The sequence below is a fragment of the Cognatishimia sp. SS12 genome (genome assembly GCF_028369055.1).
GTDB lineage: Bacteria > Pseudomonadota > Alphaproteobacteria > Rhodobacterales > Rhodobacteraceae > Cognatishimia.
Genome location: NZ_JAQNCZ010000001.1, coordinates 887,428 through 906,189, shown reverse-complemented (window position 1 = coordinate 906,189; position 18,762 = coordinate 887,428). Strand labels below are relative to the sequence as shown.

18 protein-coding genes are annotated in these 18,762 nt (G+C 60.9%); 11 read left to right on the top strand and 7 right to left on the bottom strand.

Annotated features, from left to right (window positions below; translation table 11 throughout):
• The first annotated feature begins 11 nt into the window (after positions 1-11).
• The 6 genes from N6L24_RS04485 (at position 12) to N6L24_RS04460 (ending at position 7,226) form a co-directional block, all read left to right on the top strand.
• Positions 12-644: a DUF2460 domain-containing protein gene (locus N6L24_RS04485; RefSeq protein ID WP_271843434.1), complete on the top strand. Its 633-nt coding sequence runs from the start codon at positions 12-14 to the stop codon at positions 642-644.
• Entirely contained in the window at positions 641-1,531 is an 891-nt protein-coding gene (locus N6L24_RS04480; protein WP_271843433.1) for a DUF2163 domain-containing protein, read from the top strand. The genes N6L24_RS04485 and N6L24_RS04480 overlap by 4 nt, the downstream gene beginning before the upstream one ends.
• A complete protein-coding gene (locus N6L24_RS04475; RefSeq protein WP_271843432.1) occupies positions 1,528-1,995 on the top strand; it encodes an NlpC/P60 family protein in 468 nt (155 codons plus the stop codon). The genes N6L24_RS04480 and N6L24_RS04475 overlap by 4 nt, the downstream gene beginning before the upstream one ends.
• Before the next feature lie 13 nt (positions 1,996-2,008).
• Positions 2,009-5,935, top strand: a complete 3,927-nt coding sequence (locus tag N6L24_RS04470) for a baseplate multidomain protein megatron (RefSeq protein WP_271843431.1) — start codon at positions 2,009-2,011, stop codon at positions 5,933-5,935.
• 10 nt (positions 5,936-5,945) lie between these two features.
• Positions 5,946-6,284, top strand: coding sequence for a DUF7742 family protein (locus N6L24_RS04465; RefSeq protein ID WP_271843430.1), 339 nt, complete (start codon positions 5,946-5,948; stop codon positions 6,282-6,284).
• 444 nt (positions 6,285-6,728) lie between these two features.
• Complete coding sequence (locus tag N6L24_RS04460) at positions 6,729-7,226, top strand: hypothetical protein (RefSeq protein ID WP_271843429.1); 498 nt, start codon at positions 6,729-6,731, stop codon at positions 7,224-7,226.
• Between the two features lie 203 nt (positions 7,227-7,429).
• Here N6L24_RS04460 and N6L24_RS04455 read toward each other — a convergent pair whose 3' ends face one another.
• On the bottom strand, positions 7,430-7,975 hold the full coding sequence (locus N6L24_RS04455) for a YaeQ family protein (RefSeq protein WP_271843428.1): 546 nt from the start codon (positions 7,973-7,975) through the stop codon (positions 7,430-7,432).
• Positions 7,976-8,227: 252 nt separating this feature from the next.
• Here N6L24_RS04455 and cysE point away from each other — a divergent pair, with 252 nt between their 5' ends.
• The 3 genes from cysE (at position 8,228) to N6L24_RS04440 (ending at position 10,937) form a co-directional block, all read left to right on the top strand.
• Positions 8,228-9,034 carry a serine O-acetyltransferase gene (cysE, locus tag N6L24_RS04450; RefSeq protein ID WP_271843427.1) on the top strand — a complete coding sequence of 269 codons (807 nt, stop codon included), beginning with the start codon at positions 8,228-8,230 and terminating at the stop codon, positions 9,032-9,034.
• Positions 9,035-9,100: 66 nt separating this feature from the next.
• Positions 9,101-10,168: a PLP-dependent cysteine synthase family protein gene (locus N6L24_RS04445; RefSeq protein ID WP_271843426.1), complete on the top strand. Its 1,068-nt coding sequence runs from the start codon at positions 9,101-9,103 to the stop codon at positions 10,166-10,168.
• Between the two features lie 250 nt (positions 10,169-10,418).
• Complete coding sequence (locus N6L24_RS04440; RefSeq protein ID WP_271843425.1) at positions 10,419-10,937, top strand: GNAT family N-acetyltransferase; 519 nt, start codon at positions 10,419-10,421, stop codon at positions 10,935-10,937.
• 71 nt (positions 10,938-11,008) lie between these two features.
• Here N6L24_RS04440 and N6L24_RS04435 read toward each other — a convergent pair whose 3' ends face one another.
• The 5 genes from N6L24_RS04435 to N6L24_RS04415 all read right to left on the bottom strand — a co-directional run bounded on the left by N6L24_RS04435 (position 11,009) and on the right by N6L24_RS04415 (position 15,537).
• Positions 11,009-12,304, bottom strand: a complete 1,296-nt coding sequence (locus tag N6L24_RS04435) for a pyruvate dehydrogenase complex dihydrolipoamide acetyltransferase (protein WP_271843424.1) — start codon at positions 12,302-12,304, stop codon at positions 11,009-11,011.
• Positions 12,305-12,316: 12 nt separating this feature from the next.
• Positions 12,317-13,693, bottom strand: coding sequence for a pyruvate dehydrogenase complex E1 component subunit beta (locus N6L24_RS04430; RefSeq protein ID WP_271843423.1), 1,377 nt, complete (start codon positions 13,691-13,693; stop codon positions 12,317-12,319).
• Positions 13,693-14,082 (bottom strand): VOC family protein, encoded by a 390-nt coding sequence (locus N6L24_RS04425; RefSeq protein WP_271843422.1) that lies wholly within the window; start codon positions 14,080-14,082, stop codon positions 13,693-13,695. Before N6L24_RS04425 ends, N6L24_RS04430 begins: the two co-directional genes overlap by 1 nt.
• A gap of 12 nt (positions 14,083-14,094) precedes the next feature.
• Complete coding sequence (gene pdhA, locus N6L24_RS04420) at positions 14,095-15,084, bottom strand: pyruvate dehydrogenase (acetyl-transferring) E1 component subunit alpha (protein WP_271843421.1); 990 nt, start codon at positions 15,082-15,084, stop codon at positions 14,095-14,097.
• A 150-nt stretch (positions 15,085-15,234) separates the two neighbouring features.
• Complete coding sequence (locus tag N6L24_RS04415; protein ID WP_271843420.1) at positions 15,235-15,537, bottom strand: FtsB family cell division protein; 303 nt, start codon at positions 15,535-15,537, stop codon at positions 15,235-15,237.
• Positions 15,538-15,721: 184 nt separating this feature from the next.
• Between N6L24_RS04415 and N6L24_RS04410 the strand changes: the two genes are divergently transcribed.
• Positions 15,722-17,353 carry an acyl-CoA dehydrogenase family protein gene (locus N6L24_RS04410; protein WP_271843419.1) on the top strand — a complete coding sequence of 544 codons (1,632 nt, stop codon included), beginning with the start codon at positions 15,722-15,724 and terminating at the stop codon, positions 17,351-17,353.
• 1 nt (position 17,354) lies between these two features.
• A complete protein-coding gene (locus tag N6L24_RS04405; protein ID WP_271843418.1) occupies positions 17,355-17,750 on the top strand; it encodes a DUF1801 domain-containing protein in 396 nt (131 codons plus the stop codon).
• A gap of 71 nt (positions 17,751-17,821) precedes the next feature.
• Here the strand turns inward: N6L24_RS04405 and N6L24_RS04400 are convergent, their stop codons facing one another.
• Positions 17,822-18,715, bottom strand: a complete 894-nt coding sequence (locus N6L24_RS04400) for a fructose bisphosphate aldolase (protein WP_271843417.1) — start codon at positions 18,713-18,715, stop codon at positions 17,822-17,824.
• Positions 18,716-18,762: the final 47 nt, after the last annotated feature.

Sequence of the window (18,762 nt, the reverse complement as noted above, 5' to 3'; positions counted from 1 at the left end):
AAGGAACCAGCATGGGTTTTCATGAAACGCGGTTTCCCGCGAACCTCAGCTTTGGCTCGGTCGGCGGTCCGGAGCGGCGCACCGACATCGTGACGCTCACCAATGGCTTTGAAGAGCGCAACACCCCCTGGGCGCATGCGCGGCGGCGCTATGATGCGGGCGTGGGCATGCGCTCGCTCGATGATATCGCCACGCTGATCGCTTTTTTTGAGGCGCGGCGCGGGCAGCTGTATGGGTTTCGCTGGAAGGACTGGTCCGATTTCAAAAGTGGCCGCGCCACCGAAGAGGTCGATTTTCGCGATCAGGTGATTGGCATCGGCGATGGCGCGCAGCGGGTGTTTCAACTGACCAAGACTTATCAGTCTGGCGGGCAAAGCTATCAGCGCCCGATCAGCAAGCCGGTCGCGGGCACCGTGCGCGTCGGCATTGCCGACGCCGAGCAGCAGGAGGCGGTCGATTACACGGTGAACACCGCAACCGGCGAAATCACCTTTATGCAGGCCCCGGGTCAGGACGATCCGGTGACAGCCGGGTTTGAATTTGACGTACCAGTGCGGTTTGACACCGACAGCATCCAGACCAGCGTTGCCAGTTTTCAAGCGGGGGATATGCCGAATGTGCCTGTGGTGGAGGTGCGGCTATGAGCGGTCTGCCAGAAGATTTTGCCGTCCATCTGGCCTCGGGGCTCACGACGGTGGCGCGCTGCTGGCGGATTGCCCGCCGGGATGGCGGGGTGCTGGGCTTTACCGATCATGACAACGATCTGCATTTTGAGGACATGGTCTTTGCCGCAGGCAGCGGGCTGACGGCCTTGGCGCTGGAGCAAGCCACCGGACTTTCGGTGGACAATACCGAGGCCATGGGCGCGCTCAGCGCGGCGTCGCTGAAGGCAGCGGATATTGACGCGGGCCGCTATGATGGCGCAGAGGTCACGCTCTGGCGGGTCAACTGGGCGGATGTCGCGCAGCGGCAGATCCTGTTTCACGGCCATATCGGCGATATCAGCCGTCGGGCCGGGGCCTTTCACGCCGAGTTGCGCGGTTTGACCGATCTTTTGGGCCAACCCATGGGCCGCAGTTTTCAGAAACCCTGTGGCGCGGTGCTGGGGGACCAGGCCTGCGGCTTTGATCTGGACACCGATGGCTATGTCCTGGACCGGGCGGCAGAAGAGAATGACGGCAATCTGATCTTTGATTTCGCATTGCCGTTTGACTTTGCCCCCGGCTGGTTTCAGCGCGGCGCGCTGGAGGTGCTGAGCGGGGCAGCAGCCGGGCTGCGCGGCACCATCAAAGATGACGGCCTGTGGAACGGGCGACGGCGTATCACGCTATGGGCACCGATCAAGGCCGCCGTTGCGCCAGGTGATCTGCTGCGCCTGACGGCCGGCTGTGACAAACGGTTTGCGACCTGCCGGGACAAGTTTGCCAATCTGATCAATTTTCAGGGCTTTCCTGACATTCCCGGCAGCGGCTGGATCGTCACGCCGCCCCGGCAGGATGGCGGCAACACCGGCGGGAGCCTGCGCGCATGACCGTCGGGGACAGCACCCGCCGCGCAGCCGCGCTGCGTGAGGCGCGCCGCTGGATTGGCACGCCTTACTTGCATCAAGCCTCGACCCTTGGGGCGGGCTGTGACTGTCTGGGGCTGATCCGCGGCGTCTGGCGCGCGCTTTATGGGCAGGAGCCCAGCAAGGTGCCGCCCTATAGCCGGGACTGGAGCGAGGCACTGGGCGATGAAAGGCTCTGGCGGGCGGCGCGGCGGCATTTGCGGCCAGTCACGCAGGCTTTGCCCGGTGATGTCCTGCTGTTTCGCATGCGCGCTGGCACCGTGGCCAAGCATCTGGGCATCCAGGCGGCGGTGGGTGCCGCGCCAAGTTTCATTCACGCCTATGGGCATCACGCGGTGATGGAGAGCCCGTTGACCGCCCCTTGGCAGCGGCGCATCGTGGCCCGCTTTGCCTTTCCCGAGGCTCTTCCAACGTCAACAACCCCGTAAAGGAGGCCCAGCAATGGCAACGATGGTGTTATCCGCCGCAGGCGCGGCAATAGGCGGCGCAGTGGGCGGCACGGTTTTGGGTGTCTCGTCTGTGGCTGTGGGGCGGCTTGTCGGGGCCATGGCCGGGCAAGCGATTGACCAGCGGATCGCAGGGCAAGGGGCCGAGGCGGTCGAGACTGGGCGTATTGATCGCTACCGGCTGACCGGCGATGCCGAAGGCGCGGTGGTGCCCCGGATCTATGGCCGCATGCGTGTGGGCGGGCAGGTGATCTGGGCAACAGAGTTTCAGGAACATGTCAGCCAAAGCGGGGGCGGTGGTGGCAAAGGGGCCCCGGCCAGACCGCAGGTCACTGACTACAGCTATAGCGTCTCGCTGGCGCTCGCCATCTGTGAGGGCGAGATCACGGGTGTCACCCGCCTTTGGGCGGATGGGCGCGAAATTGCGCCAGATACGGTCAACATGCGGGTGTACCCCGGCAGCGCCGATCAACAGCCCGACCCCAAGATGGAGGCCGTGGAAGGCCCCGGCGCTGTGCCAGCCTATCGCGGCACGGCTTATGTGGTGCTGGAGGATCTGGACCTGGCCCCCTATGGCAATCGGGTGCCGCAGTTCACCTTTGAAGTCAGTCGCCCTTCGCCGCGCAGCCAAGCGGGAGCCGAGACCGAGCCGACCCATGCCACCCAGGCGGTGGCGCTGATACCTGGCTCGGGCGAATATGCGCTGGCGACCAGCCCGGTCTATTACGATCATGGCCCCGGCGCGCAGGTGGCGGCCAATTTGAATGCCCCGAGCGGCGAAAGCGATTTTGCCACTGCGATGGCAGCGCTGGGCAGCGAGTTGCCGAACTGTCAGGCCACCTCGTTGATTGTCAGCTGGTTTGGCGATGATCTGCGCTGTGGCAACTGCAGTATCCAGCCCCGGGTCGAAAGCGATGCCGTCGATGGCACCCAGCCCTGGCAGGTGGCGGGCGTTCCCCGCGCAGCCGCCGCGCTGGTGCCGCAGCAGGACGGGCGGCCGGTCTATGGTGGCACGCCAAATGATGCGGCGGTGATCGAGGCGATCCAGCACCTGAACGCGCTGGGCAAGGCGGTGATGTATTACCCCTTTGTGCTGATGACACAGATGGCGGGAAACGGCCTGCCGGACCCATGGAGCGGGGCAGCGGATCAGCCGCAGTTGCCTTGGCGTGGGCGCATCACGCTGAGCGTGGCACCGGGACAGGCCGGCAGCCCGGATGGCTCCGTTGCTGCCGAGGCTGAGGTGGCTGCGTTTTTTGGCACCGCTGCAGCGATGGATTTTGCCGTCGAGAATGGCACGGTTGTCTATAGCGGCCCTGCAGAGTGGAGCTATCGCCGGTTTATTCTGCATCAGGCGGCGCTCTGCGTTGCCGCCGGTGGTGTCGACAGCTTTTGCATCGGCTCAGAGCTGCGCGGGCTGACCTGGGCGCGGGGCGGCGCTGGGCAGTTTGTGGCGGTGGCCGCGCTGCAGGCCCTTGCCAGCGAGGTGCGCCAGATCCTCGGCCCCAACGTCAAATTGGGCTATGCCGCCGATTGGAGTGAGTATTTCGGCTATCAGCCACAGGACGGCAGTCATGATCGGTATTTCCATCTTGATCCGCTCTGGGCTGATGCCGAGATCGATTTTGTGGGCATCGACAACTACATGCCGCTGTCAGACTGGCGCGACGGCACGGAGCACGCGGATGCCGAGGCGGGCAGCCTTTATGATCTGGACTATCTGCAAAGCAATATCGAAGGCGGCGAGGGTTATGATTGGTATTACACCACACCTGAGGCCCGCGACGCCCAGCGGCGCACGCCGATCAGCGATGGCGCACATGGTGAGGATTGGATTTACCGCTACAAGGATATCCGCAACTGGTGGGCCAACCCCCATCATGAGCGCATCAATGGCGTGCGCCAAAGTGAACCCACCGCTTGGCTGCCCGAAGGCAAACCGATCTGGTTCACCGAAATTGGCTGTGGTGCGGTGGATAAGGCCACCAATGAGCCCAATAAGTTCCTGGACCCGAAATCAGATGAAAGCAGCCTGCCGCGCTATTCCAACGGGCTGCGCGATGAGCTGATCCAGACCCAATATCTGCGGGCGCTCTATGGCTATTGGGGACAGGCAGACAACAACCCGACCTCGGCAGAATACGCGGCCCCGATGATCGACATGTCGCGCGCCTTTGTCTGGGCCTGGGACACGCGGCCGTTTCCACGCTTCCCGGTTGAGACCGACCTCTGGAGTGATGGGATCAACTATGATTGGGGGCATTGGATTTCCGGGCGTAGCACCCACCGCACGTTGGCCTCGGTTGTGCGCGAAATCTGCGAGGCCGCCGGGGTCACGCGCTATGATGTCAGTCAGCTTTGGGGCATGGTCAGGGGCTATGTGGTGGATGAGGTCGTCAGCGCGCGGCAAGCGCTGCAACCCTTGATGTTGAAACATGGCTTTGACGCCGTTGAGCGGGATGGCATTCTGCGCTTTGTCATGCGCGGCGGCGCAGCGCGGGCGACGCTTGATCCTGACAGGCTGGCCCTGAGCGAGGATGGCACCACCGGGCCGGAGCATATTCACAACGCCGAGGCCGAACTGCTTGGTCGGGTGCGCGTCACCGCGGTGGCTGCGCTGGGCGATTATGACGTGATCGCCGAAGAGGCGGCCCTGCCGCGCGATCCGGCGCGCCATGTCAGCCAGTCGCAATTGCCGATGATGCTGCTGCGGGGCGAAGCCCGGCAGGTGGCCGAACGCTGGCTGGCAGAATCGCGGCTGGCGCAAGACCAGTTGCATTTTGATCTGCCACCCTCGCAATCCGCCCTGGGCGCTGGGGATGTCGTTGCCTTGGCAAACGCCAGCGGCACGCCGCAGACCTATCGTATTGACCGCGTCACCCAAGGCACGCAGTTGACCTGCGAAGCGGTGCGGGTTGAAGCCACGCTCTATCAGCCGGGGAATTTTACCCGCGACGGCGCAACGCTTACGCCCTATGTCGCGCCGGCCCCGGTGGTGCCGCTGTTCATGGATCTGCCATTGCTCAGCGGGGAGGAGGTGCCGCATAGCCCGCATCTGGCGCTGGGCGCGCGAGTCTGGCCGGGCGCTGTCGCGGTCTATCGCGGGCAGTCCGGGGCTGATTTTAACCTCAATTCGGTGATCCGTCAGCGCGGCACTGTGGGGCGGTTGACCGCGCCGCTGGCGGCGGCGGGCAGCGGTGCCATCGATCACGGCCCTGCGCTGGAGGTGCAATTGCTCTCCGGCAGCCTTCAGAGCATCAGCCAGCAGGCCCTGCTGTCCGGGGGCAACCTCGCTGCCATCGGCGATGGCACCCCGGACCGCTGGGAGCTTATTCAGTTTCAAACCGCCGAACTGATCGGGCCCATGCAATATGCGCTCCGCCAACGGCTGCGTGGGCAGGCTGGCACCGATGGGCTTGAATTCGGCGCTTGGCCCGCTGGCAGCTGGTTTGTGCTGCTGGATGGGCAGATCGACCAGATCGACATGCCGGAGAGCCTGCGCGGGCAAAGCCGCGATTATCGCATCGGCCCGGCGCACCGCCCAATGGACGACGCGGCTTATGTGGCCACCACAGAGGCCTTTGCCGGCAATGGCCTGCGCCCCTATGCGCCGGTGCATTTGCGCGCCAGCCAGGCTGGATCAGGGGACATCAGCTTTACCTGGCTCCGGCGCACCCGGCGGGATGGGGATCGCTGGGATCTGCCGGATGTGCCGCTGTCTGAAGAACGTGAGGCTTACCGGCTGACGCTCATGCAAAGCGGCGCGGTGCTGCGCAGCTTTGACGTCACCGCGCCGCATTGGCAGTACACCACGGCGGCGCAACTTGCCGATGGGGCCAGCGGATTGCTGGAGCTGCAGGTGGCGCAAATCTCGGCGCGCTACGGGCCGGGGCCGGCAACCCGGCTGGCGCTGACGCTTTAGGCGGCGCCCCATGCGCCCGGTTCTGATCGGCGATGTTCTGGCGATGGCCCGGGCGCTGATGCCGGTGCCAAGCGCGGCGCGGCCAAACTGCTGCGCCCGCTGGCTGCAAGAGGTGGAGGCGGCAGATAAATACCGCAAACGCCACGCCCGCTGCCATGCCAGATGGGGCAACGGCAGCCTGATGAGCCACGCCACCCGCATGGCCGGGCCAAACGCGCTTGCCGGCGCCACGCTTGAAAACGCCGATTTCTGTCAGTGTTTGCAGGTAGTTCTGGTGCAGCTTGGGATGTGGCGACAGGTGAAAGCGGCGCGGGGAGGGGGCGCTGAAATGTTGAGTGCTAAGAGGTGATCTTGGGGGGTGGCGGACTTAGGCGGACGTGTGCGAGCTGGAAGGCGGCGAGAGCGGTGTTTGCCGCGCTCGTAGTAAAGGTCAGCTTTGCGCAGGAAGCCGACTTTGCAAAGTTTCGGGATCGGCCTATTCCTGCCATTCGTGAGTTTCGCGGCGAAGGACCGGTTTGAGCCCAAAGTGTGTGATGCTGCGGCTGCGCGAATGTCGGCATCGCTAGAACTGAAGGTCACGGAATGGAGAAGCGTGGCAACAAACTGAATAGTCAGATTGCACTCCCCAATAGGAACACCTTAGATGTTTCTCACTTCTAGGTAGGTGCCGCTACGAGCCTTGGGCAGAACAAGACTTGCGATATTCAGAGTCTTTGTGCCCTTGTTTGGTCAACGACAATCCTTCCAAATGTCAGTCTTGCTCGTTATGATTGCAAGAAAAGGAATATCGAGCATGGACATTACTCAGCTTGGGGCAATCGTTGGCCTCGCAACAAGCGCCGTTGGTTTAACAGACAAGGCCACGTCGACTGTGGCGTCAATCAAAGAACTTTTTGAGGATGATAAAACACCCGACAATAGCGAAGCTGCGAAGCTACTAAACGCCCTCGCGGGTGAACTTACCTCTGTAAATATGATGAATGTTCAATTGAGCACTATGCTCAAGACTCTCACAGATGAATTGCAGAAAGAAGGTGCCTTTGCCGCCGAAAGCGCTCGCTATGAATTGTTCGAAACTGGTCAGGGGGTAATGATCTACCGCCTCAAAGAGAGCGAAGCGAATGGAGAGCCAATCCACTACATATGTCCAGTCTGCCTAAAGCGCGACAAACTTGTTAGCTACGTTGATGGACGCGGGGATTATAAGATCTGCCAAACGAACCGCGATCACTTTTTCCAGTTTGATCATACGCCTATGCGTCAGCCCAAAAGAACGCGCGGCACTTGGTAACTTAAGCGCGCCCAATCTTCGCTATGAAGCAGCAATTGGCGCAAACGCAGCGAAAGCCCGCTTTGTCCCGCCGAGCAGACTTTGTCACGTCCCGCTGCGAATGACTACTCACCGCTTTTCGTGCAGAAACGCCATGTCCGCAGTGAGCGGGGAGCGGACTTTAGACGCCTTTTGCACGAACATCCGCGCACCCCCCCCACCATTCACCCCACGTCCTTCCAGCACTCAGGCGTCACGTACACCATATTGTCAGCGCTGCTGATCATGACGTCGCCGTCTTGGATGTTCACTTGCAGTTTCAGGGTGCGGGCGGCGAGGGTGGCTAGCTCTTTTGTGGCAGATTCCGGCAGGTTGTAGACCGCCAGATTGTCAAAGCGGCTGGTGCTGTTCTTAACTTTCTCCCACCAGATTTCAGCGGATTTTCCGCCGTAGCAATAGAGGCGCACCTGGTCTGATTTGCCGCAGGATTGGCGGATGATCTTGTCGCTGGGCTGGCCAAGCGCCACCCAAAGCTCCAGCGCGCCGCTGAGGCTTTTTTGCCAAATATCTGGCTCGTCATCTGTTGACAGACCCTTGGTCATTTCCAGCTGCTCATGGGCGTTGAGCGCAAAGGCGAGCAAGCGCACCATCAGCCGTTCGTCGGTTTCAGACGGGTGTTTGGCCACGGTCAGCTTATGGGTCTCATAATAGTGGCGATCCATGTCCGAGACCGAGAGTTCAACTTTGTAGATGGTGGATTTCTGCGCCATGATTGCCCCCGGCTCCGTCGTTAGGGGATGCCTAAGCGGTTGGGCGGCAATGTGAAAGCAAATAAGCGTGGGCGGGCGCTGTTTGGGCGCGCGTGGCGGCAAAACACGGTCAGGCCTCACATGGATGTGTGCAGAAGAATTTCCTCATTTTTGCGGCAGCTCTTGCATTTCCAAACGTGATCATGTCCACAACAGTCTTGAATTTGCTCTGATTTCCCTAAGTGGTGTAAGATGGGCAGGAAAGGATATGGCATGGCTGAAATTAATCCTGTGGTCAAAGAACTCGATCCAGTCTGGGCGCAGATTCTGGAAGAGGGCGCGCTGGCCGTCAAAGACGAACCGCTGCTCGGCGGGCTTGTGCATTCCTCGATCTTGCATCACCGCTCGATCGAGCAGGCGCTGAGCTATCGGGTGTCGCTGAAACTGGCCTCGGGTGAGATGTCCGAGCAGCTGATCCGTGAAATCTGTGACGAGGCCTATGGGCAGGATGTCGATTTGGCGATGTCGGCGCGGGCCGATATTATGGCGGTTTATGACCGTGACCCGGCCTGCCATCGCTATATTCAGCCGATGCTGTTCTTTAAGGGTTTTCAAGCGGTGCAAAGCTATCGCGTGGCCAATTGGCTGTGGCGCAATGGGCGCCGTGACATGGCGTATTTCTTCCAGATGCGCAGCTCTGAAGTCTTTGGCATCGATATTCACCCGGCGGCCAGAATCGGCAAGGGCATCATGATTGACCATGCCCATTCCATCGTGATCGGCGAAACCGCTGTGGTGGGCGACAATGTCTCGATGCTGCATTCGGTGACGCTGGGCGGGACCGGCAAGGAAGAAGAAGATCGCCACCCCAAGATTGGCGATGGCGTCTTGATCGGGGCCGGGGCCAAGGTGCTGGGCAATATCAAGGTTGGCAATTGCTCGCGCGTGGCGGCCGGCTCGGTGGTGCTGGAAGAGGTGCCGCCCTGTAAGACCGTCGCCGGCGTGCCCGCGCGCATCGTGGGGGACGCGGGCTGCGATCAGCCGGCCATGTCAATGGACCATACGCGGTTCCAGGGCTGACCTGTTAAAACGGATTTTGACGCGGCCTGGCGCAAGGCCGCGTTTTTCATTTGAGGGAGAGAAACTATGACTCGGCAGACATCTGGCAACGGCCAAATTTATCAAAGCGTGGTGGATACGGTCGGCAATACGCCCGTGATCCGCATCAATCGGCTGGGGCCTAAAAACGTCAATCTGTTTGTAAAATTCGAGGCCTTCAACCCGGCCGGGTCGGTCAAGGACCGGCTGGCGATGAACATTATCGAGGCTGCCGAAGCCTCTGGCGCGCTGAAACCCGGTCAGACCGTGGTTGAGGCGACCAGCGGCAACACCGGGATTGGCCTGGCGATGGTCTGCGCTGCCAAGGGCTATCCGCTGGTGATCACCATGGCCGAAAGCTTTTCGATTGAGCGGCGCCGCCTGATGCGGTTTCTGGGGGCCAAGGTTGTGCTGACGCCCAAAGAGCAAAAAGGCACCGGCATGTACAATAAGGCCAAGGAACTGGCCGAGGCCAATGGGTGGTTCCTCGCCTCGCAGTTTGAAACCTCGGCCAATGCGGACATTCATGAAAATACCACCGGGCGCGAAATCATGGCGGATTTTGCAGGTACCAAACTGGATTATTTCGTGACGGGCTATGGCACCGGCGGCACGGTCTCGGGGGTTGCGCGCGTGTTGCGCCGCGAAAGCCCGGGCACCAAGATCATCCTGACCGAGCCGGCCAATGCGGCGCTGGTGCAAAGCGGCACGGCGCAGGAGCGCACAGAGAATGGCGGCCCGGCAGGCACCCACCCGGCGTTTGAACCGCATCCGATTCAGGGCTGGACCCCGGATTTCATCCCGCTGGTGCTGCAAGAGGCGCTGGACAATGGCTATTACCACGATCTGATCCCGGTGCCCGGCCCAGAAGGCATCGCCGCCTCTAAGGATCTGGCGCAGAAGGAAGGGATTTTCACCGGCATCTCTGGCGGATCCACCTTTGCGGTGGCTCTGAAAGTGGCCGCAGATGCGCCGGAAGGGGCCAATATCCTATGTATGCTGCCCGACACCGGCGAGCGGTATTTGTCGACCCCGCTGTTTGACGGAATCGACGCTGACATGGACGAGGAAGAACTGGCCCTGATGCGCGCCACGCCGGGGTATCATCTGGGGTAAGTCGATTTGATTTTAACCACGCCCGCGTTTTGAAACGACGCGGGCGTGGCCCGCTTGCTGTGCATAGCGTCCCTTCTTGACAGATGCAGCATCGCGCGGTCTAAAGCCCGCATGTTACACCGATCAAACACCACGAACGCCTATTATCTCTGTCTCATTTGAGCACGGGGTTTGATCTATTTGGAAAGCCGCCGTCGGGTGGCTTTGACTGTGACATCACGGTGGCTCCTGCGGCGTAAAGGAGTGAAAGATGATATCTATAGATTCAAAGCAACATACTGAATTTGCGGTGAAAACCGGCTTTGGCCAAATTCGAATGGCCTTGCCTAATGATGTGCCTGCCATCTTGGATATGGTGGCGGCGCTGGCGGCGTTTAATGATGATCAATCCACACTCAGCAAAGCGTTTTTGCAGCAACACGCCTTTGGACCGGTGCCTATTTTCCGTATTTTGGTGGCAGAGCGGGCAGAGGGCGGGTTGATCGGCTATGCGGCTTTGCTACCCGCCGCGCGGCTGCATTTTGGCCAGCTTGGTTGCGATCTGCATCATCTCTTCGCGGATGTTGCGGCGCGCGGGCAGGGCGTTGGCCGAGCGCTGGTCATGGCAGCGGCGGCTTGGGCCGCACAGGAGGGCGCTCGCTACCTCAAAGTGGCGACCAACGCGGAAAATCTGAAGGCGCAGGGGTTTTATACAGCGGTGGGTTTTCAGCGCCGCCGAACATTGCCGCCAATGTTCGAAATGGCGCTGCCACAATCAGGAAGCCTTTGAGCAGGTTGCTCAACAAAAAACGCCGCCCAGTATTTAACATGGGCGGCGTTTTTTTGTTTTATCTCAGGGATTTACGCTAGCATCGTCAGCGGATTTTCCAGATTGTCGACAATAGCTTGCAAGAGGTTCGCGCCCACTGCGCCGTCGATCACGCGGTGATCGACTGACATGGTGACAGACATCACCGTGGCTGCGCCCAAGCTGCCATCCTCCAGCACCACCGGTTTTTTCACCCCGGCCCCCACCGCCAGAATACCGGCATGGGGCGGGTTCACGATGGCATCAAAATTATCGATGCCAAACATGCCCAGATTGGAAATCGCAAAGCTGCCGCCCTGATATTCCTGCGGGGCCAGTTTGCGTTCGCGGGCGCGGGCGGCGAGGTCTTTCATCTGCGCAGAAAGCGCCGAGAGCGATTTTTGATCCGCATCCTGCAACACAGGCGTAAACAGCCCACCTTCGATGGCGACGGCCACGGCCACATCGCTGGCTTTCATCTGCAACACGCGATCCCCGGCCCAGACGGCGTTGGCCTCGGGCACGGCCTGCAGCGCCTGCGCCACCGCCTTGATGATGAAATCATTGACCGAGAGTTTCACGCCGCGCTCTGCCAGTTGGCCATTCAACTCGGCGCGGAATTTCAGCAGCGCATCCAGCTTGATATCGCGGCGCAGATAGAAATGCGGGATGGTCTGTTTGGCTTCGGTCAGGCGGGCGGCGATGGTCTTGCGCATGCCATCCAGCTTGACCTCTTCGAAGGCGCGGCCCTCATACATCTTGGCGACGGCGTCGGCACTTGGCCCGGTGCCGGGCGCGGCTTTGGCTGCCTCGGCAGGTTTTGCTGTGGCCTGCGCCGGGCGACCAGCGGCGGCGAGCACATCGGCCTTTACAATGCGACCCTTGGGGCCTGAGCCTTTGAGGCCCGTGAGATCAATGCCCTTGTCCGCCGCGATCCGCCGCGCGAGTGGCGAGACAAAAAGCCGCGATCCATCTGCGGCAGCGGGGGCGGCGGGTGTTGGGTCATTTGAGTATTTTTGAAAAGATGAAGCGGCGGCGGCGTCGTCTTCGGCAGGGGGGGCCTCTGCTTTGGGCGCAGCGGGGGCTTTGACATCCGCCGCATCCTCGCCATCCTCAAGCAAGAGCGCAATTGGGGTATTGACTGCCACGCCTTCGCTGCCCTCGGCCACCAGAATTTTGCCAATCACCCCTTCGTCAACGGCCTCAAACTCCATCGTGGCCTTGTCGGTTTCGATCTCAGCGATAATGTCACCCGAGTTGACCTCGTCGCCTTCCTTGACCAGCCATTTGGCGAGCGTGCCTTCCTCCATCGTCGGAGACAACGCGGGCATCAGGATTTCAATTGCCATGTCTTTCTCTCCTCAGCGGTAGGTCACTTGTTTGACGGCGGCGATGACCTCGTCTGTGGTGACAAGCGCCAGTTTCTCAAGGTTGGCGGCATAGGGCATGGGCACGTCCTTGCCGGTGCAGTTGATCACCGGGGCATCCAGGTAATCAAAGGCTTTTTGCATGATCGTGGCCGAGATGTGGTTGCCGATCGAGCCGACGGGCCAGCCTTCTTCGACGGTGACGCAGCGGTTGGTTTTCATCACCGAGGCCAGCACGGTGTCATAATCAATCGGGCGCAGGCTGCGCAGATCGATAACCTCGGCTGAAATACCCTCTTCGGCCAGCTTATCGGCGGCCTCAAGCGCATATTGCATGCCGATGCCAAAGCTGACCAGGGTGACGTCGTCCCCTTCGCGCCAGACGCGGGCCTTGCCAATCGGCACGGTGAAATCATCCATCACCGGCACATCAAAGGCGCGGCCATAGAGAATTTCGTTTTCCAAGAAAATCACCGGGTTGGGATCGCGGATCGCGGATTTCAGCAGCCCTTTGGCGTCGCTGGCCGAATAGGGCATCACCACCTTCAGACCCGGCACCTGCGCATACCAGGCCGCATAGTCTTGCGAGTGCTGCGCGCCCACGCGCGCGGCTGCGCCATTGGGGCCGCGGAACACAATCGGGCAGCCCATCTGACCGCCGGACATATAGAGCGTTTTGGCGGCAGAATTGATAATCTGATCAATGGCTTGCATGGCAAAGTTAAAGGTCATGAATTCGACAATCGGCCGCAGTCCGCCAAAGGCAGAACCCACACCGATCCCGGCAAAACCGTGTTCGGTGATGGGCGTGTCGATCACCCGTTTGCTGCCAAATTCATCCAGCAGCCCTTGCGAGATCTTATAGGCCCCTTGATATTCGGCGACCTCTTCGCCCATCAGAAAGACATCTTCGTTCCCACGCATTTCCTCGGCCATGGCATCGCGCAGCGCTTCGCGCACGGTCTGCTGTTTGACCTCGGTGCCCTCGGGCCAGTCAGGTTCCAGGTTCATCTGCGGGGCAGGGGCGTCGTCCTCTTGCGCAACGGCGGGTTTGGCGGTGGCAGGCGCTGCGCTGCTGGCTTCGGCGGGGGCTGCGGCGCTGCTGGTCACAGCGGCATCCGCGTCCTCGCCCTCTTCCAGCAGGGTGGCAATCGCGGTGTTTACCGCCACATTTTCGGTGCCCTCGGCCACCAGAATTTTGCCAATCACGCCCTCATCGACGGCCTCAAACTCCATCGTGGCCTTGTCGGTTTCAATCTCGGCGATGATATCCCCCGAGCTGACGGTATCGCCCTCTTTGACCAGCCATTTGGCCAGGGTGCCTTCTTCCATGGTGGGGGAAAGCGCGGGCATCAGAAGTTCAATTGCCATTATGCTTGTCCTTTCGCCGGGGTGATCATGCCCACAATATTGCCTTGGCCATCTTCGACATAGGCGCAACGGCCGATGCCGGGATAATCGGTGGGGGGCAGGGCCTCTGCGCCGCCGTTTTTCAGCGCCCAGTCATAGCTGGCGTCACAATCGGCGACCTCAAAGGTCATGGTGCCGCCGCGCACCGGGGCCCCGGCCTCTGGTGCATCGCCCATGCGCCGCATCACGCCGCCGGTCAGGTCTTTGCCGTCGCCAATCTGATCGCCGTCAATCAGGTGATAGTCGATCTCTTCGCCGCCGGGCATCACCGTGAAGGACCAACCAAAGAGGCCCTGATAAAAGGTCATGCCGCGCGCAACATCGCTGAGGTGGATTTCAAAATGTGCCATGTCTGATGCTCCTCACGCGGTGATGTCAGTCCACAGCTCGCTTTCGGCGGGCTGGGGGCTGTCTTTGGCGAATTCGGCGCTTTCGTTGACAATGGCCTTGATCTCTTTGTCGATGGCCTTCAGCTCGTCCTCGGTGGCGTGCTTGCCCGTGAGCAGCATTTCGCGCACCCGCTCGATCGGGTCGCGTTCTTCGCGGACGCGCTGCACCTCTTCGCGGGTGCGGTATTTGGCGGGGTCTGACATCGAGTGGCCGCGATAGCGATAGGTTTTGACCTCAAGGATATAAGGGCCTTTGCCGGCGCGGCAGTGCGCCACGGCCTTTTCACCGGCCTCTTTGACGGCCAGGACATCCATGCCATCGACAACTTCGCCTTTGATGCCAAAGGCTGCGCCGCGGGTATAGATATCGGGCGAGGAGGTCGAGCGCGCCTGTGATGTGCCCATGGCGTATTGGTTGTTTTCAATGACAAAAATCACCGGCAGTTTCCAAAGCGCCGCCATGTTGAAGGTCTCATAGACCTGGCCCTGGTTGGCGGCCCCATCGCCGAAATAGGTGAAGGTGACGCGGCCGTTTTCCTTGTATTTGTCGGCAAAGGCGAGGCCCGCGCCCAGCGGCACCTGCGCCGCGACGATGCCATGGCCGCCGTAGAAATGTTTTTCCTTGGAAAACATATGCATCGAGCCACCTTTGCCCTTGGAATAGCCGCCTTCGCGGCCCGTGAGCTCGGCCATGACGCCATTGGGGTCCATGCCGCAGGCCAGCATATGGCCGTGATCGCGATAGGAGGTGATGCGCTTGTCGCCCTCTTCGGCGGCGGCCTCAAGGCCGACAACCACGGCCTCTTGGCCGATATAAAGGTGGCAGAAACCGCCGATCAGACCCATGCCATAGAGCTGGCCGGCCTTTTCTTCAAAGCGCCTGATCAACAGCATTTCACGGTAATATTCTGTCAGCTCATCGCTGCTGACATTGGGCTTGCTTGCAGCTTTCTTGGCAGCCATCTGGTGCACATCCTCCCGCAGTTTGTATCCGAGCCCGCGGCGTTTGCCGCGATAGTTTAGCGTTAAACTATTGCTCAGGCCATGAAACCACGGGTGTCATCGGTAATCTAGTGCAAATCTGAAAAGCGGGCAGGCGGCTGCCGGATCGATTTAGCGAATGACCATTTCATCGCTGCGGATCATGCCCAGCACGCTGCGGGCCTGCTGGTCCAGAAGATCGAGATCCAGATAATCGTCCGAGAGGCGAAGCGTCAGATTTTCCATCCGGGTCACATCGCTTTGCATCAGGGCAAGCTCGCGCTCCAGAATTTCGGTCTGGGCCAAAATCTCCGCCCGACGAAACAAGCCATAATCCCCCTGCACAGCGGCAAAGGTGAAATAGGTTGCTAAGCTGAACGCACCCCCAAAGAACAGGAATGCCCCCAACGCCGGGCGGGATTTTTTGACTGCCATGTCTGCCTCAGTATGTGGGGCCTTTGCGACCCTCTGCCTTTGTTATGGCACAGGTGATTCGCCATGTGAATCCCAAAAATGCGCCAGTGATTCGATTTTTTGCCGCTGTGGCGGACCCTCGCCGAGAAAGGGTTTTTGTGATCTGGCAAAGCTGCGTTACTCTGGCGGGGGGGGAGGGATGATCATGGCTGATATTCCAGCGCGATCTGATTTGGAAACCCATAGTGTGCACAATCAGCCCGGCGTGCCCGCGCCGCGGGATCTGTGGCGCAGTGATGCCGCGCTGCAGGATCATGCGCTGGCGCTTGGCGGCTCCGAAGGGGCGCTGGCAAGCGTCGGGGCGGCCTATGGCACGGCAGAGTTGGCGCAGGCGGCGCTGCAGGCGCGGCGCGATCCGCCACGCTTGATCAGCCATGATGCCGCCGGGCGACGGCTCGATGAGGTGGCGTTTCATCCCGGCTATCATCAGATTTTAAGCACGGGGGTGCAGCAGGGCTATGTCGCAGGCGCTTGGGAAACAGGCGGCGGCGGGCATCTGGCCCATGCGGTGCATGTCTATATGCTGACGCAGGTTGAACCCGGCTGCTGCTGCCCGCTGACCATGAGCTATGCGGCGCAGGCGGCCTTGGCCAAAGCGCCGGAGTTGCAAGCGCTCTGGGGGCAAAAGCTGCTGAGCCGCCGCTATGATCCGCGCGTGCGGCCCGTCACAGAAAAGGCAGGCGTCACCATGGGCATGGCGATGACCGAAAAACAGGGCGGCAGCGATCTGCGGCGTAGCGAAACCCGGGCTGAGGCTGACGAAGACGGGCTCTATCGGCTTTACGGGCACAAGTGGTTCTGCTCTGCGCCGATGTCTGACGGCTTTCTGACCTTAGCGCAAAGCGATGGCGGTCTGAGCGCCTTTATGGTGCCGCGCTGGCTGGAGGGGGAGCGCAACGGGATCTCGCTGATCGCGCTGAAACCCAAGCTGGGCAATCACGCCAATGCCAGCGCCGAGATTGAATTTGATGATGCGCTGGCTGCGCGGATCGGGGACGAGGGCGCGGGGCTGAGCGTGATCATGCAGATGGTGCATCACACGCGGCTGGATACCGCCATGGCCCCGGCTGGGCTGATGCGGGCGGCGCTGCGGGTGGCCTATCACTGGGTGTGTCGGCGCAAGGCCTTTGGGGCCACGCTGATTGATCAGCCCTTGATGCAGGCGGTGCTGGCGGATCTGGTGCTGGACGCGGAAGGCGCGCTGGCGCTGGGGCTGCATATGGCGCAGCTGATGGATAACCCGGACGCGGATGATCAGGCGCTGGCGCGGCTGGGGGTGGCGCTGGCAAAGTTCCTGAACAACAAACGCTGCGTGCCAGTGGTGGCCGAGGCGCTGGAGATGCTGGGCGGCAGCGGTTATGTCGAGCGTTCGGTGCTGCCGATGCTCTACCGCGAAGCGCCGCTGAACGGGCTTTGGGAAGGGGCCAGCAATGTGATCTGTCTGGATGTGTTGCGCAGCCTGCAAAAATTGCCCCGCGCTGCCCCCGCGCTGGCGGCCTATCTGGACAGCGCAACCGGGCGCGATCCGCTTTTTGATATGGCGCTGCGCATTCATCGCAAACGCTGGCCCAGTCTGCCCGAAGAGGCCGAGGCGCGTTGGTTCGCCGAGAGCCTGGCCAGTCTGATGACCGGCGCGGCGCTTTTGAAAACCGCGCCGCAGGTCATTGCCGAAGCCTATGTGGCCACGCGCCTCAGCAGCACGCGCGGCAGCATTGCCGGGGCCGTCGGCACCCGCGATCTGCGCCATATCCTGCACCGGCTGGATGCGCGGGCCTGAGATGACCAAAGCAAAGACCATTGCCGATTTTCACGCTGCGTTGGATCCGGATGACCGCGCGATCTGCGATCTGCTGAAGCGCGAGATTGACGCCGCGCTGCCAGAGGCCGACAGCAAGATCTGGCATGCGCACCCAGTCTGGTTTCTGCGCGGCAATCCAATTGTCGGCTATAGCCGGCTTAAGAGCTGCCTGCGCCTGATGTTCTGGAGTGGCAGCGCCTTTGAAACACCGGGGCTGACACCCGGAACGGGCAAGTTTCAGGATGCCTCTGCGCGCTATCAGGTAATCGACGATGTGGACAGCGCGCTGCTGCGGCGCTGGCTGCAGGAAAGCCGCGAGATACAGTTTGACTATCGCAATATCCGGCAGCGCCGCGGCGTGTTGCAGCGCATCTGACCTAGGGTGCAGGCACAAAAAATCCCGCGCAGCGGCCTGCGCGGGATCATGATCATTCAGATGTGTTTCGATCAGCCAGCCACAGAGGCTTGGTAAATATCGTCGATGGTGCCAGCAATTTTGCCGTTGAATTCATCATCGCTTTGCTGCGCGGACAGCCCTTCGGTCAGCGCGCGGCTGAAGGAGGCGATGACGCCGCTGTTCTGCGCCAGACGGGTGTTGGCCTCTTCGCGCGAATAACCGCCCGAGAGCGCCACAACGCGCAGCACACGCGGGTGATCCACCAGCGCTTTGTACTGGTTTGGCGTTTCAGGCAGGGTCAGTTTCAGCAGCACGTTCTGATCGTCGTTCAGCGCATCCAGCTGCGCCAGGATTTCGTCGCGCAGAATGTCTTCGGCCTTGGCCTTGTCGGCGATGGAGATGGTCACTTCCGGCTCGACAATCGGGGCGAGGCCCTTGGCGATGATCTGCTTGGCGACGTCAAATTGCTGCTGCACATTCGCCTTGATGCCCTCGGGGCTGGCGGCGTCGATGACCGAGCGCATCTTGGTGCCGAAAATGCCCTTGGCGACGGCCTTGTCCAGAAGCGCATCCAGCTCGGGCATCGGTTTGAGCAGACGCACGCCGTTTTCTTCGTCCGCCAAGCCTTTGTCCACTTTCAGAAACGGAACCACGCCGCGCGTTTCCCAGAGGTAGGTCGCGGTAGGTTTGCCGTCGATGTCGCCATCCATGGTTTTTTCAAACAGAATCGCGCCCAGGACTTTGTCTCCGGTGAAGGCCGGGGCCTTGGCAATGCGGCAGCGCATCTGGTGGATCAGATCATACATCTCATCTTCATTGTTATAGGCGGTCTCTTGGACGCCATACAAACGCAGAGCTTTGGGGGTGGAGCCACCCGACTGGTCAAGAGCGGCGATAAAGCCTTTGCCGGAACGGATGAGATCTGCTTGAGAGGATTTGGACATAATCTATTCTACCTTGAAAATAAGGAAGTTTCGGAGAGTTTCGAACG